The sequence below is a fragment of the Colwellia chukchiensis genome (genome assembly GCF_002104455.1).
GTDB classification, from domain to species: Bacteria; Pseudomonadota; Gammaproteobacteria; order Enterobacterales; family Alteromonadaceae; genus Cognaticolwellia; species Cognaticolwellia chukchiensis.
Genome location: NZ_NBOC01000007.1, coordinates 87,197 through 100,316, shown reverse-complemented (window position 1 = coordinate 100,316; position 13,120 = coordinate 87,197). Strand labels below are relative to the sequence as shown.

General features: G+C 41.1%; 14 protein-coding genes and 1 tRNA gene. 3 read left to right on the top strand and 12 right to left on the bottom strand.

Annotated elements, in window-relative coordinates; all coding sequences use genetic code 11:
* Positions 1 to 2: 2 nt before the first annotated feature.
* From B6K83_RS09970 to yejK, 4 genes are all read right to left on the bottom strand, one after another.
* Positions 3 to 833 carry a M23 family metallopeptidase gene (locus B6K83_RS09970; RefSeq protein ID WP_085284776.1) on the bottom strand — a complete coding sequence of 277 codons (831 nt, stop codon included), beginning with the start codon at positions 831 to 833 and terminating at the stop codon, positions 3 to 5.
* Complete coding sequence (locus B6K83_RS09965; protein WP_085284775.1) at positions 826 to 1,707, bottom strand: 6-carboxytetrahydropterin synthase; 882 nt, start codon at positions 1,705 to 1,707, stop codon at positions 826 to 828. The genes B6K83_RS09970 and B6K83_RS09965 overlap by 8 nt, the downstream gene beginning before the upstream one ends.
* Positions 1,708 to 1,724: 17 nt before the next feature.
* Positions 1,725 to 2,753 (bottom strand): dihydroorotase, encoded by a 1,029-nt coding sequence (pyrC, locus tag B6K83_RS09960; protein ID WP_085284774.1) that lies wholly within the window; start codon positions 2,751 to 2,753, stop codon positions 1,725 to 1,727.
* 89 nt (positions 2,754 to 2,842) lie between these two features.
* The gene (yejK, locus tag B6K83_RS09955) at positions 2,843 to 3,940 is read right to left on the bottom strand and encodes a nucleoid-associated protein YejK (protein ID WP_085284773.1); all 1,098 of its coding nucleotides are present in this window, start codon (positions 3,938 to 3,940) and stop codon (positions 2,843 to 2,845) included.
* 79 nt (positions 3,941 to 4,019) lie between these two features.
* Between yejK and B6K83_RS09950 the strand changes: the two genes are divergently transcribed.
* The 3 genes from B6K83_RS09950 (at position 4,020) to B6K83_RS09940 (ending at position 6,159) form a co-directional block, all read left to right on the top strand.
* Positions 4,020 to 4,241 (top strand): YejL family protein, encoded by a 222-nt coding sequence (locus B6K83_RS09950; RefSeq protein ID WP_085284772.1) that lies wholly within the window; start codon positions 4,020 to 4,022, stop codon positions 4,239 to 4,241.
* Positions 4,242 to 4,286: 45 nt separating this feature from the next.
* The gene (locus B6K83_RS09945; protein ID WP_085284771.1) at positions 4,287 to 5,984 is read left to right on the top strand and encodes a DUF3413 domain-containing protein; all 1,698 of its coding nucleotides are present in this window, start codon (positions 4,287 to 4,289) and stop codon (positions 5,982 to 5,984) included.
* A 98-nt stretch (positions 5,985 to 6,082) separates the two neighbouring features.
* Positions 6,083 to 6,159, top strand: a tRNA-Pro gene (locus B6K83_RS09940).
* A gap of 292 nt (positions 6,160 to 6,451) precedes the next feature.
* Here the strand turns inward: B6K83_RS09940 and minE are convergent.
* The 8 genes from minE to B6K83_RS09900 all read right to left on the bottom strand — a co-directional run bounded on the left by minE (position 6,452) and on the right by B6K83_RS09900 (position 12,985).
* Positions 6,452 to 6,727: a cell division topological specificity factor MinE gene (gene minE, locus B6K83_RS09935; protein WP_085284770.1), complete on the bottom strand. Its 276-nt coding sequence runs from the start codon at positions 6,725 to 6,727 to the stop codon at positions 6,452 to 6,454.
* 1 nt (position 6,728) lies between these two features.
* A complete protein-coding gene (minD, locus tag B6K83_RS09930; RefSeq protein WP_085284769.1) occupies positions 6,729 to 7,538 on the bottom strand; it encodes a septum site-determining protein MinD in 810 nt (269 codons plus the stop codon).
* A 195-nt stretch (positions 7,539 to 7,733) separates the two neighbouring features.
* Positions 7,734 to 8,453: a septum site-determining protein MinC gene (gene minC, locus B6K83_RS09925; RefSeq protein ID WP_085284768.1), complete on the bottom strand. Its 720-nt coding sequence runs from the start codon at positions 8,451 to 8,453 to the stop codon at positions 7,734 to 7,736.
* A 151-nt stretch (positions 8,454 to 8,604) separates the two neighbouring features.
* On the bottom strand, positions 8,605 to 8,886 hold the full coding sequence (locus B6K83_RS09920; RefSeq protein WP_085284767.1) for a cell division protein ZapA: 282 nt from the start codon (positions 8,884 to 8,886) through the stop codon (positions 8,605 to 8,607).
* Positions 8,886 to 9,116 carry a DUF904 domain-containing protein gene (locus B6K83_RS09915; RefSeq protein ID WP_085284766.1) on the bottom strand — a complete coding sequence of 77 codons (231 nt, stop codon included), beginning with the start codon at positions 9,114 to 9,116 and terminating at the stop codon, positions 8,886 to 8,888. The genes B6K83_RS09920 and B6K83_RS09915 overlap by 1 nt, the downstream gene beginning before the upstream one ends.
* A gap of 315 nt (positions 9,117 to 9,431) precedes the next feature.
* Complete coding sequence (locus B6K83_RS09910) at positions 9,432 to 11,105, bottom strand: SulP family inorganic anion transporter (RefSeq protein WP_085284765.1); 1,674 nt, start codon at positions 11,103 to 11,105, stop codon at positions 9,432 to 9,434.
* A 234-nt stretch (positions 11,106 to 11,339) separates the two neighbouring features.
* Complete coding sequence (locus tag B6K83_RS09905; RefSeq protein ID WP_085284764.1) at positions 11,340 to 12,005, bottom strand: YoaK family protein; 666 nt, start codon at positions 12,003 to 12,005, stop codon at positions 11,340 to 11,342.
* A 62-nt stretch (positions 12,006 to 12,067) separates the two neighbouring features.
* Positions 12,068 to 12,985 (bottom strand): LysR family transcriptional regulator, encoded by a 918-nt coding sequence (locus B6K83_RS09900; protein ID WP_092251285.1) that lies wholly within the window; start codon positions 12,983 to 12,985, stop codon positions 12,068 to 12,070.
* Positions 12,986 to 13,120: the final 135 nt, after the last annotated feature.

Sequence of the window (13,120 nt, the reverse complement as noted above, 5' to 3'; positions counted from 1 at the left end):
TATCACTGTATAGGTTTTAGCTTTAGTACTAAAGCCGGATCTAAGCGGGTGTTAAACCAATTAATACGCCAATCTAGATGCGGCCCCGTTGCTCGACCACTAGCGCCAACGGCCGCCACTAACTGTCCTTGCTTAACTTGGTCTCCTACCTTAACGTAAGCCGCGCTTAAATGTAAAAACGTCGAACTGACGCCATGACCGTGATCTATGATCATAGTGCCGCCGGAGTAAAACATATCAGGCTCATACATTAAAACCACGCCATCAGCGGGCGCTTGCACAGGGTCGCCAGTTTTACCTGCGTAGTCTAAGCCATAATGCGGTGTTTTTGGTACACCATTATAATAACGTTGACTGCCATAAACACCGGTAATAACGCCATCAATAGGTGGGATAAAACCACCGGCAAAGGCTGTTAAATCACTGTCGATTTCACGCGCCGCTTTGATCTTTTTATTGTCTTGTCTAACCCGCTTCAGCGCAGCGGGATCAGGGTTCATAATTTTTTTCGCTATGCCTTCAACCCGCTGTATTTTGTACTCTCGCTTGAGTGGCTTTAAAACTTTAGTTTCGCTTGTGCCATCTGGGCGCGTGATCACCAATCGACTATTATTTTTTTCATCGCGACTAAAGCCCAAGGCGTAATCGCCTGATTTTGATACCTTTAATGCTTTACCGTTAAGCGTAACTGTGTTTTCAGGGGCAGTTTTGCCGACAATTAATGCGCCCTGAAAAAACTGCTCACTTTGCCCTTGCTTAGCCATTGCCTGCGGTGCTACTACTAAGGCCGCTAATAACAACATAACGTGCAACAATAATACTGGTTTAGCCATGGGCAATCGCTCCTTTTGCCACCCCTTCAAAGGCAACCACTTTAAACTCGTCATTAGGCGATTGTTGTTTCAATTGGCGAACAATAAAGTCGGCTAAAAGCTCGACGGTTGAGTCGCAGTCAACAACATCTAAAATATTACTCGGAACAGCAATATCAAAACGCCCTTGTGGTGCATGGTAGGCAAAAAATTGATGATCGGGTGTCAAATTTGCCATTGCAGTTTCCGACAGCTCTATTTCGCTTTGCGATACCCGATCAGCCTCACTGGCTAGGTAAATATCTTGCCAACGTAAACACCAGACATCTTCTAATGCGCTAGAGCGTTGACCATTTTTATAAATATGAATTTTCGAGCGATGGCCATGGGCAATGCGCTGACAGTTGCCATCATGCAATTTTAAACCATGGGTGTAATGATAATAAGCACCATCAATATTTTCCGGACGTAACTTTAACGTTAAGCCTTGTACGTTTTTCGGTAACTGCGCCAAAATAATGGTTTTTAAATGTGTAGTTACTGCGTCTATGGTAATTTCATCACTCGCAATTTTGGCAAATGCCGATGCTGGAGATTGCAAATAATAACTGCCCTGCTTTGAGCTAAAGTCAACATACTCATGCCCCATACGCTTAGCTAAATTTTCCACGTTAATGGCACGATTTAACATAGGTAATAATAATTTATGATCAACCGCATCATCAATAATGGCTTTAATTTGTTTTTTTACCACGGCGAAATCAAGCACCATGCTCATTTCATTTAAACTGCCGTCAAGCAAAACATCCACAATCCAGCTTTCACCAACAATACCGCGCTCAGCACAACAATAAGAAAAGTCGATAACGGTTAAGTCATTTACAAATAACTGCATTCTTAATCACCCTCCTATTATTTCACTTGCCAGGCTATCGTTTCATTGGCGCGAATTGGCACCACGTTATCGTCGCCAAACGCCAGGGTTGCTGGCACAGACCAAGCATTTTTAGTTAAGGTGATTTTTTCAGCGTTAGCCGGTAAATTATAAAACTTAGGTCCATGCAAACTCGCAAAGCCTTCTAGTTTATCTAGCGCCCCTGCTTGCTCAAACGCTTCAGCATATAATTCTATGGCGGCATGTGCGGTATAAGCTCCAGCACAACCACAAGCGGCTTCTTTCGCAGCTTGCGCATGAGGCGCTGAGTCAGTGCCTAAGAAAAACTTTTCGCTACCACTTGTCGCCGCTGCAATTAACGCTTGTTGATGAATATTGCGCTTTAATATTGGCAGGCAATAAAAATGTGGTCGTATACCGCCCACTAGCATGTGGTTACGGTTGAATAATAAGTGATGGGCGGTAATGGTTGCTGCGACATTTTCATTGGCTTGCATGACAAAATCGACGGCATGTTTAGTGGTAATATGCTCTAGAACAATGTTCAGATTAGGGTATTTGGCTACCAAAGGGCGCAAGATGGTGTCAATAAACACGGCTTCGCGATCAAAAATATCAATATCGTGATCCGTGACTTCACCGTGCACTAACAATGGCATATTCTCCGCTTCCATCGCGGCTAACACCTCTGCAATGTTATCAACATGCGTAACGCCAGATGATGAGTTTGTGGTAGCACCGGCTGGATAAAGCTTTGCCGCGTAAACCAAACCCGAGGCTTTCGCTTCGGTAATGTCTTGTGCTGTGGTTTGATCCGTTAAATAGAGCACCATCAGCGGTTTAAAGTGGGCACTGGGCTTAGCGGCCATAATGCGCTGATGATATTGCTCGGCCAATGCAGCATTGGTTACCGGTGGTACAAGGTTTGGCATCACTATCGCGCGACCAAAATAACGACTAATATCGGCAACGGTAGTGGTCAGTGCTGCGCCATCGCGTAAATGTACATGCCAGTCGTCAGGTCGCGTAATGGTAAGTGTTGTCATTTTAAATCCTAATTATTTCTTTAATTTTGTTTTATTTGTGCCCGTTGGGCGACATTATAGCGGGTTTCCATAGCTATTTGTGCTACTGGTTAAAATTCACTGTCTTTGTCGTCACCGTCAGTTACAAGCTTGCTCGCAGCTGCTTGACTTTGTGAGCTATTTTGCTCGAGTAACGCCAACAGTTGATCTTTTAGGTTTGGTGGTACTTTATAAATAGTAATGCTGTCATTACTTGGGTTATAAACTACATCTTCACCAAAATGGCTGCGTTCAAAACTTAAACTGATACCATTACCATAACCAGAGTACTTAGTGACCTTATTGACCACAGCTTGATCATGTGGGAAAGATTCTTCTATCGGGTATGCTTGTTGCTGACAAAATTTATAAAAGTCTTCGCCGCTTTCTTCACTTTTAATCACATGACCGAGTTCTTGCAAGGAAACATCTTGGGCCGCCTCTTTTTGCTCTTTACAATAACTAAGCAGCTCTTTTCGAGTTTGTTGTTTTTCGTTAGCGTCAAATTGGTTAACCGCGACAAAATCTTCCACGGCTTGCACTAAGGTTTGGGTTTGCTCTTTCGCGTTTAAGCCTTCTTCACAACTTAGAAAGTCTAAAAAGAAGTCAGAAACTTTACGACCGGCACGACCTTTTATAAACGAAATGTAACGATTGCCTTCGGCATTGTTTTGATAATCAAATAAATCAATTCGAGCCGCCAACTGTAACTTATTGGTGTCAAGGTGCTGATCAGCTGAGATATTTAATTCTCCATCAACTGAGTAATGCTCAGAAATAGGAATAATTGCCGCCAGTAAATAACGCCCGCCCATGTATTCATAATGACATATGGTTAAATAGCCAGTTTCTGCAAGATCATATTTTTCTAATTCATTTTTTAACAAATTAGCGGCTTGGCTACTAAAGTCATGAAAACTTTGGCTATCACTTAAGTAACTGGCCATGATATCAACAAATCTCGCCCGATCGCCTTCTGCTGGCATTGACGAAAAATGGCCATAGGCTTTACTGCCTTTGCTGTTATATATTTTATGTAGGGCATCAACAAAGTTTTCAATTTTACTGTTTGCGGCAACGTTTTCTGGGCCTAACTTGAGTAAAATCTCCCCTGTTTCTTCTTTTTTTGCTATAAAATGCAGTGCGATATTAGAAATTATTAAGCTCATAGATAATGGTCAGTATTATATTGTTCGGTCATTTGATAAACTCTAGGTTTGTTTATTAAATTACCATTAAGTGTTTAAGATGCCTATTGTATCCAAGTATTCCAACGAACGTGTAGAAAATATTATTCAACAATTGCATGATGTGCTCGTTAAAGAGTCTGCAAACCCTGATCTGGCCATGATGTGCTTAGGAAATACCTTAACAGAAATTATTTTAAATAATGTTCCTGAAGCTCAACATGAGGTTATAGTTGACAATTTTACCAGTGCCTTGAAAAAATCTATACAAAATTCTAATTAAAAAAATATTACCTTTTAACAATAATAAAGAGAATAAAGCGACGCGATGGTTTCATTTGAATCTAAACCCTATAGTAAGCGCCTATTGCAGCTAGTTAGCTGGAGCCATTGGTTCACCTTTTTTAATATTTTAGCGGCAATATTATTGTCATCTATTTATATTTTTAGTGAATCAATGCCGGAAACCATACTCGGTAAAGCCTATTTAGTCAGCACTTGGTTAAGCCATATGGCCTTTCTCACCTTCATGAGTTTTGTGCTGATATTATTCCCCATCATTTTAATGTTTCCACGCACTCGCTTTATTCGCTTTGTGGCCTCAATTATCTTCACCGCCGAGTTGTTACTTTTATTACTCGACGCTTTTATATACACGCGTTTAGGTTATCACTTAAATATTTCGTCCAGTGCGCCAATTCTGGAATTAATCAACAATGAAATACAACAAAATAGCCGCGCATTTTGGTTTGTCAGCTTAGTATTAACCTTAGTGATATTAGCATTTCAATTGCTAAGCTCTAACTATGCTTGGAAACACTTACAAGAATTACAAAAAACCGTTTTTGCACGCTTTATTGTCGGCCCCTTAGTGATATTGTTCTTTTTTAGTCATATCACCCATATTTGGGCAGATGCTAATTTAGAATATGATGTGCTGCGCCAAGACACGGTTTTACCTTTGTCTTACCCATCAACGGCAAAAACGTTGCTGACCAAATATGGCATGTTTGATCGAGAAGATTATATCGCGCGCCGTACCAGCCCACTGGCCTTTACCGATGATATTCCCCAGTACCCAAGTTACCAAGGTCAATGTCAACACCAACAAGCTTTAACACAATCAGTGTTTATGGTGTTAACTGACCAAACACTAAAAAGCCAACAACTTAACCATATTAAACAAAGAATCAAGCAGGGTCGCCTGTCGTTAGACAATCATATAGATAACGCGTTACCCAAAGAGGCCTGGTTTAACTTGTTTTATAGTTTACCGACTATCTATAAAGACGCGATAAGCAAGCAAAAAACTAAGCCTATGCTCTTTCAAGTAATTGACGACAAACAGTTAGCGACGTCTTTTACCCTAGTAGATGCAACTGACAACGTCACCGCGGTTCAACAGAATAATGATCTGTTAACCTCGCTTACCACGCTTTTTCCCGTGACAACGCAGCTAGATGATATATCCAGCTTAGTATTTGCTGATAAACTCAATAGCTACCCGGCCGGTTTACATATCTTTTATTTCCAAGGCGATAATAGCTATCAATTTCAATTGTTTTTAGACGCACTCATGCTAGCGCAAGGAAAGAAAGCAGAAAAAGATATTCTTTGGATCAGCTCTATTGGCAACAGCGACACAGATAGCAGTTTATCAATAAAGCCAGCCTTACTTGTTTTGCCTAACAGTGACAACAAGGCAATTAAACAATTGACGAGTCATATGGATATTCAACCGACTATGATCAAACATTGGTTAGGCTGTGATATAGCGGCAAAAAGCTACAGTAATGGCACTGATATAAAAGCCTTAAATCACGATCGCATCATAGCGAATACCATGGATAAAGGCATAGTGGTATTTAATAAAGATAAATCAATGTTTGTTGATCAAAATGGCAATTTTCAAAGCTATTCTATTCAACTTGCTGCGCCAATTACCGCTAAGCCAGACTTTCCATTAATGATAGACGGTGTCCATTTTATCAAGCAATTTAGTCAACAGGGAAAAAACGCACAATAATTAAGCGCTTGAGCACAATGGCGCGTTTTTTCATTGCATTTAAAACATAAATCATTAATATAGCCCGCATAAGCTTTTAACCCCATTAAGCTTATATTCGGGGTATAGCGCAGCCTGGTAGCGCGTGCGTCTGGGGGACGTGAGGTCGCAAGTTCGAATCTTGCTACTCCGACCAATTTAAAAACAATAAAGCCCTGCATTGCAGGGCTTTATTGTTTTTAATTGTGGTGTTTTTTAATGGCTACTCTGGCCTTATCACGCCAACAAGATATTCTGCCCTGTGTTTTAACAAGTCTGGTTTTCGTATGTTATTTTTGTTAACTAGAACTTATTAAGCAATTGCCTTAACTTATCTAGCTGTTAATGATTATCAGCCGTTTTAACGACTGATAACCTTGACAATGAAATTTCCGTAATAAAAAGTGCGCATCGAAGGTTAACGTTATAAATTAGCTCATAAGAGCAATTTAACTCGCTTGCTCGTCATGTAACTCAATATTAAGCTCTAACACATTCAAGTCACCGTCTTTTTTGTCTAGGTTTATGGAAAAGCTTTCATCTGACACTTTTATGTACTTGCGCAGCACTTTGAGAATATCTTCGGTAAGCTGCGGTAGATAATCCGGCTGTTTATGGCGACTATTACGTTCATGAGCAACAATAATTTGTAGGCGCTCTTTGGCTTTCGACGCCGTGCTTACCTGCTTTTCTTTTTTACGAGAAAAATAATCGAGTAGTGCCATGTTATCCTCCGAACATACGACTGAAAATGCCTTTTTTCTCGGCAACTAAAAACCTAAAATCTACCGTTTCCCCTAGCAAGCGCTCTATAACATCTTGATAGGCTTGTCCGGCGTCACTTTCAGTATCAAGGATCACGGGCTCACCGGCATTTGACGCTTTCAGCACGGCTTGAGACTCTGGGATCACACCTAATAATGGAATAGAAAGAATATCTTCAACGTCTTCAACACTGAGCATTTCACCTTCTGCAACTCGTTTAGGGGAATAACGGGTTAATAATAAATGCTCTTTAATGGGCTCTAAGCCTTGCTCAGCGCGGCGTGAACGACTTGCCAGCATACCTAAAATACGGTCTGAGTCTCGCACTGACGAAACCTCAGGATTGGTGGTGACTATCGCTTCATCAGCAAAATAAAGGGCCATCATGGCACCTGCTTCAATGCCTGCGGGTGAGTCACATATAATATAATCATAACTCTGGCTAAGCTCATCTAACACCTTGCCGACGCTTTCTTTAGTAAGTGCGTCTTTATCACGCGTTTGTGATGCGGGTAAGATAGATAGGCTGCTAACCCGTTTATCTTTAATCAGCGCTTGATTTAAACTTGCTTCACCGTTGATCACATTAACAAAATCATATACAACGCGGCGTTCACAGCCCATAATTAAATCAAGATTTCGTAAGCCTATATCAAAATCAATTAAAACAACTTTATGACCTTTTAATGCTAAGCCAAGACCAATGGCCGCACTTGATGTTGTTTTACCAACACCCCCTTTGCCGGAAGTAACTACTATTATTCGTGCCATGGACCGAATATCCTTAAAAAATGATAACAAAACAACCAGCACCTTATTGTGCTGACTAAAAAACGGACGTTATGCCCAATATTTCGACTAAAACTGTGTGTTTTAGCAAACTTTAGCTTAACGCTAACTTGTCTAAACTCGGGAGTCAAACCCTTGATTTTATTTAAATATAAAACACATTATTCAGCGGTTAACTTAGCTCAGTTTTGCAGCAGTTAGCTCACTATCAGTCAATTGCAAATAAGCTGCTTCACCCCAAAGTTCTGTCATAGACTCGCTAAGCCAGTAATGCCCATTAATTGACACTAATTCTGCTTCAAGTTTTTGACAATAGACTTGGGCTTTATCATGCCCTCTAGCCCCTGCGATGGCGCGACCACGCAGCGAACCGTACACATGAATATTCCCATCGGCAATCACTTCTGCTCCTGCCGATACTGAGCCAATAATCACTAAGTTTTGTGCTTTGGCATAGACTTGTTGTCCTGAGCGTATTTGCCCTTGATGCACCTTGTCACTAAAGCCTAGGTTTGCCACCGCCGCTGCGTTGGCTTCCGGGTTGGTTGATACATTTGTTTGCTGCGCCGCTACCTGCTCTGCACTGGTCTGTTTAGCGGTATTCACAAAAGAGAATCCTAAGTCTCGAATCCGTTGTCGTTGCGCTTTGCTGACCGTGCCAGTAAAACCAACAAAGGTAAAATTAGCGGCCTCAACTAAAGTTTTTAGTGCTTGATAATCAACGGAATCTGCGAATTGCGCAACATTCACAACAACGGGTAGTAAATGGAAAAAATCAGGGGCTTGCGCTACTTTTGCCTGTAAATCAGCGCCAATATTGGTTAAGTTTGACGTTTTTAAATGTAATATAGACAGGGTAAAACTTGACCCTTTAAATTCTATGTTGGCATCAGCCATAATCGGGGTGTTCCTTAATAAAACGCTATGCTGCTCAGTCGCTTATTACGCGCTTGAGTTTGGCGATTATTCAGCAAAATGCGACCTAACACAGTCGCATTTTTTGTCGCGTTATCACCTTGCAGCTTTGCTTATCATCAAAAGTGCAAAGCTATAACGCGCTTTTTAGCTGAGTAAGTAATGCATTGTGACCACGTTGAAAACCTTTAATGGTTTTATTGGCTAGCAGTAGCGAGTAACTTAAATTAATCGACGCAACAAGTAATGCCCGCTCGCTACTTGCCGTGCCTTTTTGTTGCTTAATTTCATCGCACATTGTGGCAAGATTTTGCGCGGCTTGTTTTAAATCCTCTGCTTGTTCAGCTGAGCAAGCAATCTTATGCTGCTTGCCCATAATTTCAATGCTGATCCCTTTAGAGTCTTCAACTAACATTAACTAAGCTCTTCTACACTTTGCAATTTATCTAGTAGATTTGATAAAACTGTGCTGGCCTGTTTTTGCTTTTCTTCGTTTTCAAGCGCTTCAAGTTGCAACATTTCGTTTTCTTCTGCTAACGCCGACTTTTGTTGCTCTAATGCCGCGACTTGGCTTTTTAATTGGGTGTTTTTCGCTATGATTTGTTCAATCAGTTGTTCGAGTTGTGGGAGAGTATTATCTATCATATGAAGGCGCTCTGGTTAACTGTAAATTTAAGGCGATGAATTTAATCTAAAGCGAGCGAGAATGCCACTACTATAAGCCATTAACCGCGTTATTTTTGTAACAAGTGTTAATATTAAGCAATAAAACCTAAATTCGTATAAAAAACAAACGCCTAGTGAGGAAAATAGCAACAGGTAAAACAGCTAAATTAGGCATTGAGATGGCTTGCTAACTACAATGACTGAATCACTTACGTTAACCGTCTATAGCATATAAAAAAATAGCAAAGCCCGTTGATGTAAAGGCTTTGCTATTTGCTTGAGCTAACACCAAGGTTAAGCTGGTAAAGTCGCTGTGCTAGTACTTGGCTCGACAAAGTCTAGTGATGCTTGTAATGCTTGTTGGCGATTAATATAAGTATTTTCTGCTGGTACCATTTCAAGTAGCTTAAACTTAGCAAGTTGCTGGCGAGTTTGCTGATTTGGACAAACCAAGAACACTTGGCACTGCGCTTCTTGCGCGTCTTTAATGGCATTTTCTAGTGCTAAACCTACGGTTACATCAAACATAGGTACATCGGTTAAATCTAAGATCATGGCTTGAAAGTCACCAACACTGCTATGTTGACGAGAAATCGCTTTTGAGACACTAAATATCATTGGGCCAGATAAGTAGAAAAATAACACTTTACCATTGGCACGATCGAGCAATGCTTGTTCATCTTCTTGCAGCGGCACAACATCTTGATGATTATCACTAATGGCCTCAACTTGTTGCGCTTGTGTGCGGCTTAATTGTTCAATAACGATAATATTGGAGATAAATACCCCTAAGCCTACGGCAACTATTAAATCAACAAATACCGTGAGTAGCATCACACCATACATGATCACCATGCCTTGCAAGCTGACTTTATGGGCGCGCTGAATAAAACTCCAATCGAGAATATTAAAGCCAACATACACCGCAATACCGGCTAGCACCGCCATAGGGATAGGCTCGGTGAGCCCAGCCGCTATCAATACCACCAAGGCTAAAACCAAAGCCCTGACAATACCCGATAATGGCGAGCCCGCGCCTACTTGAATGTTAGTGACTGTCCCCATAGTGGCACCAGCGCCAGGCAGCGCACCAAATAAGCCAGAAATCATATTGGCCAACCCTTGCCCGCGTAGTTCTTTATCTGAATTGTGCTCGCTACGGGTTAGCGAGTCAGCAATAACCGCGGTTAACAAAGTGTCTATGCTACCTAAGGTACCTAATACCAAGGCATCGACTACCATGGTCATGAACATATCAGCCGTAAAGTGCGGCATTACTAATGAGGGCAAGCCAGCAGGAATCTCCCCTATCCGGCGAATACTGTCGCTATCAAATATCACGATAGATAATAAAGTCACCGCCACTAACGCCACTAATTGTGCCGGCACGTATTTTCGGTATTGTTTAGGAAAGTAAAATAAAACCGCTAAGGTAAGTATGCCAAGAAACAGCTCGCTAAATTTTATATTACTTAAGGTCTCGGGCAATGCACCCAATGTACCAACCACACCACCAGCGGGCGCTGCCTGCCCCAGCAGTGGTGATAATTGTAGAATAATTAAAATAACGCCAATGCCTGACATAAACCCTGAAATAACACTGTAGGGCATTAAAGTTATATATTTACCCAGTTTCAGGGTGCCTATTAATATTTGGAAGGCCCCTGCCATCATCACCACGGTAAAGGTCATTGCCATGCCAGTTTCTGGGTATTTTGCCATCATGCTGGTTAACACCGCAGTCATGATCACTGTCATTGGTCCGGTTGGCTCAGAAATCAGTGACGTTGAGCCACCAAACAAGGCAGCAAAAAAACCGACTAAAATAGCGCCCCACAACCCTGCTTCTGCGCCAGCGCCTGAAGCTACACCAAAGGCAAGGGCTAGCGGTAAGGAAATAATTGCGGTTGTGACACCACCAAAGATATCACCTTTAAAACTTATATTTTTAAAGCGACCAACAAACAAAACTCATATCCTTAGCAAAAATATTTAATGCGAAATTCTAACAAAACTTTAATTTGATGAGTACAAAAAACTCAAAGACACTAGTGACAGACAAGTAAGTACAGAGTAGTTCCACTTAAGCTGAAAAGCGGAGAAAAAGAATTATAGGCGCATTTATTTTCACAAAACAGTAAAAAAGTGTTATTCCAACATTTATGGCCTATATTTCGCTTGCCTAAGGTTAAAGCGTACGCTTTATTTCGAATTTATCTTGCGACTATAAATGCTATAAGAAATCGCCAGTAGCAAGCATATGCCAGCAGGTATCAATAACGCTTGAAACTTAAACAGCGCATAACAATAAGCACCTATGGTACCGCCAGCAATAAAGCCGCTCATGATCAAAAGCAGTAACAATGCTTTTCTTTCATCAAAGGCCTGACCTCGTAATTTTGCCCCTAACATTAAGCCTAAATCAGTAAAAATACCTGTTAAGTGTGTGGTACGCACAATGGCGCCACTATAAGTGCTAGCAAAAGCATTTTGCAAACCACACGCCGCCGACGCTAAGTAAATACCATTTGCCGAGCCCTGCATTAAAAAATAACTTGCGCCAATAAGAAACACCATTTCCAAATAAAGCAAAGCACTGTAATTTCGCCCCAACTTAAGTGCGCCACTGCGTAAAAAATAACCCGACATTGCCGCACCAAGAATAAAGCTAACAATAATCAGTAAAAAATAGATCAACTCTGAAAAGTTATTGTTCAATAACCCAGTACCTAGTAAAGTGGCGGTACCTGATAAGTGTGAAATGGCTTGGTGTTTAAAACCTAACAAGCCGACAGCGTTAACTAGCCCTGCTATCAGCGACAAGATAAAAGCGCCATATTCAACCCAACGCGGAAGTTTTGTAATCATAAAAACCCTTGAGTAAATTCGTTACCTGTGATCAAAAGTAATGACTAGTGCGAATCCACCTATTACAGCGCACTAACATTGCTCGAAAAATATGCTTTACAGTGTTGATAAAACGACTGCGTCAGCCGATTCATAGGCGCATGAGCTGAGATAATAAAGCCATATTCATGCTTAATAGCTGGACTAAACGGCACCAAAACCAAACCCTTAGCTTCATATTGTTTCGCTAGTAGTTCATTAACAATAGCAATGCCAACATTCATTTTGGCAAAAGTGCAAGCGATTGCCACAGTATGGGTTTCTACTTTTACTTGCATAGAAATATTTTTTTTGCGAAATATACTCTCAATTTGCTGGCGAGAATAGCGCCCCTTACCTAACAAAATTAAGTCTTCATTGTCTAAGTCTTTAGGGGTAATTTTTTTATTTTTGGCCAGCCTATGTTGCCGCGAAATCGCACAAACTGTGCCGCTAGTAATAATACTTTCACAAATCAGGCCAGGGTGATTTTCAGGCAGTTGAATAAAGCCACAGTTAGCGGAACGTCGAGCAACAATTTCCCGCGCCCGCTCAGGACTATGGGTATCTAAACTAACGTTAACTTGTGGATGCTCTTGCAAAAAACTGGCGACCGCCTCTGCCAATGGCCCAGCAATAAAACTATTTGGCGCAACTATTTTCAACAAACCCAGGTTAGATTGTGCAATATTTTTCGCTAGTAGCGATATCCTTTCAACACTGTTTAAGGTCAGCTCGACTTCCTTGACCAAAGCTAATGCCTCATCACTTGGGATTAGACGGCCTTTTTCGCGATAAAACAACTGAAAGCCGACATGCTCTTCTAATAATGCCAGTAACCGACTAATGCCAGGTTGGGTTAAGCCCAATTGTTTACCCGCGGCTGTGGCAGATCCGGTTTGAATAATGGCCCTAAACGCTTCTAGACTTTTAATATTAATGTTGTTGATTGCAACAGTCACAGCTCCACCCTATAACAATTTGTAATACCACAATGCAGTAATTCAATAATATTGCATAAAGTCTTGATAGTTGTAAAGTGTAAAAAACACTGCATAAATCGACCAAATTAATAAAAGAGTCTGGAGAACAACAAG

Excerpts from the sequence above, each read along its gene's own strand:
- B6K83_RS09945 (WP_085284771.1), top strand. The coding sequence starts at position 4,287 with ATGGTTTCATTTGAATCTAAACCCTATAGTAAGCGCCTATTGCAGCTA.
- B6K83_RS09905 (WP_085284764.1), bottom strand. The coding sequence starts at position 12,005 with ATGATTACAAAACTTCCGCGTTGGGTTGAATATGGCGCTTTTATCTTG.
- B6K83_RS09970 (WP_085284776.1), bottom strand. The coding sequence starts at position 833 with ATGGCTAAACCAGTATTATTGTTGCACGTTATGTTGTTATTAGCGGCC.
- yejK (WP_085284773.1), bottom strand. The coding sequence starts at position 3,940 with ATGAGCTTAATAATTTCTAATATCGCACTGCATTTTATAGCAAAAAAA.
- B6K83_RS09965 (WP_085284775.1), bottom strand. The coding sequence starts at position 1,707 with ATGCAGTTATTTGTAAATGACTTAACCGTTATCGACTTTTCTTATTGT.
- B6K83_RS09920 (WP_085284767.1), bottom strand. The coding sequence starts at position 8,886 with ATGTTAGTTGAAGACTCTAAAGGGATCAGCATTGAAATTATGGGCAAG.
- minC (WP_085284768.1), bottom strand. The coding sequence starts at position 8,453 with ATGGCTGATGCCAACATAGAATTTAAAGGGTCAAGTTTTACCCTGTCT.
- B6K83_RS09950 (WP_085284772.1), top strand. The coding sequence starts at position 4,020 with ATGCCTATTGTATCCAAGTATTCCAACGAACGTGTAGAAAATATTATT.
- minD (WP_085284769.1), bottom strand. The coding sequence starts at position 7,538 with ATGGCACGAATAATAGTAGTTACTTCCGGCAAAGGGGGTGTTGGTAAA.
- minE (WP_085284770.1), bottom strand. The coding sequence starts at position 6,727 with ATGGCACTACTCGATTATTTTTCTCGTAAAAAAGAAAAGCAGGTAAGC.
- pyrC (WP_085284774.1), bottom strand. The coding sequence starts at position 2,753 with ATGACAACACTTACCATTACGCGACCTGACGACTGGCATGTACATTTA.
- B6K83_RS09915 (WP_085284766.1), bottom strand. The coding sequence starts at position 9,116 with ATGATAGATAATACTCTCCCACAACTCGAACAACTGATTGAACAAATC.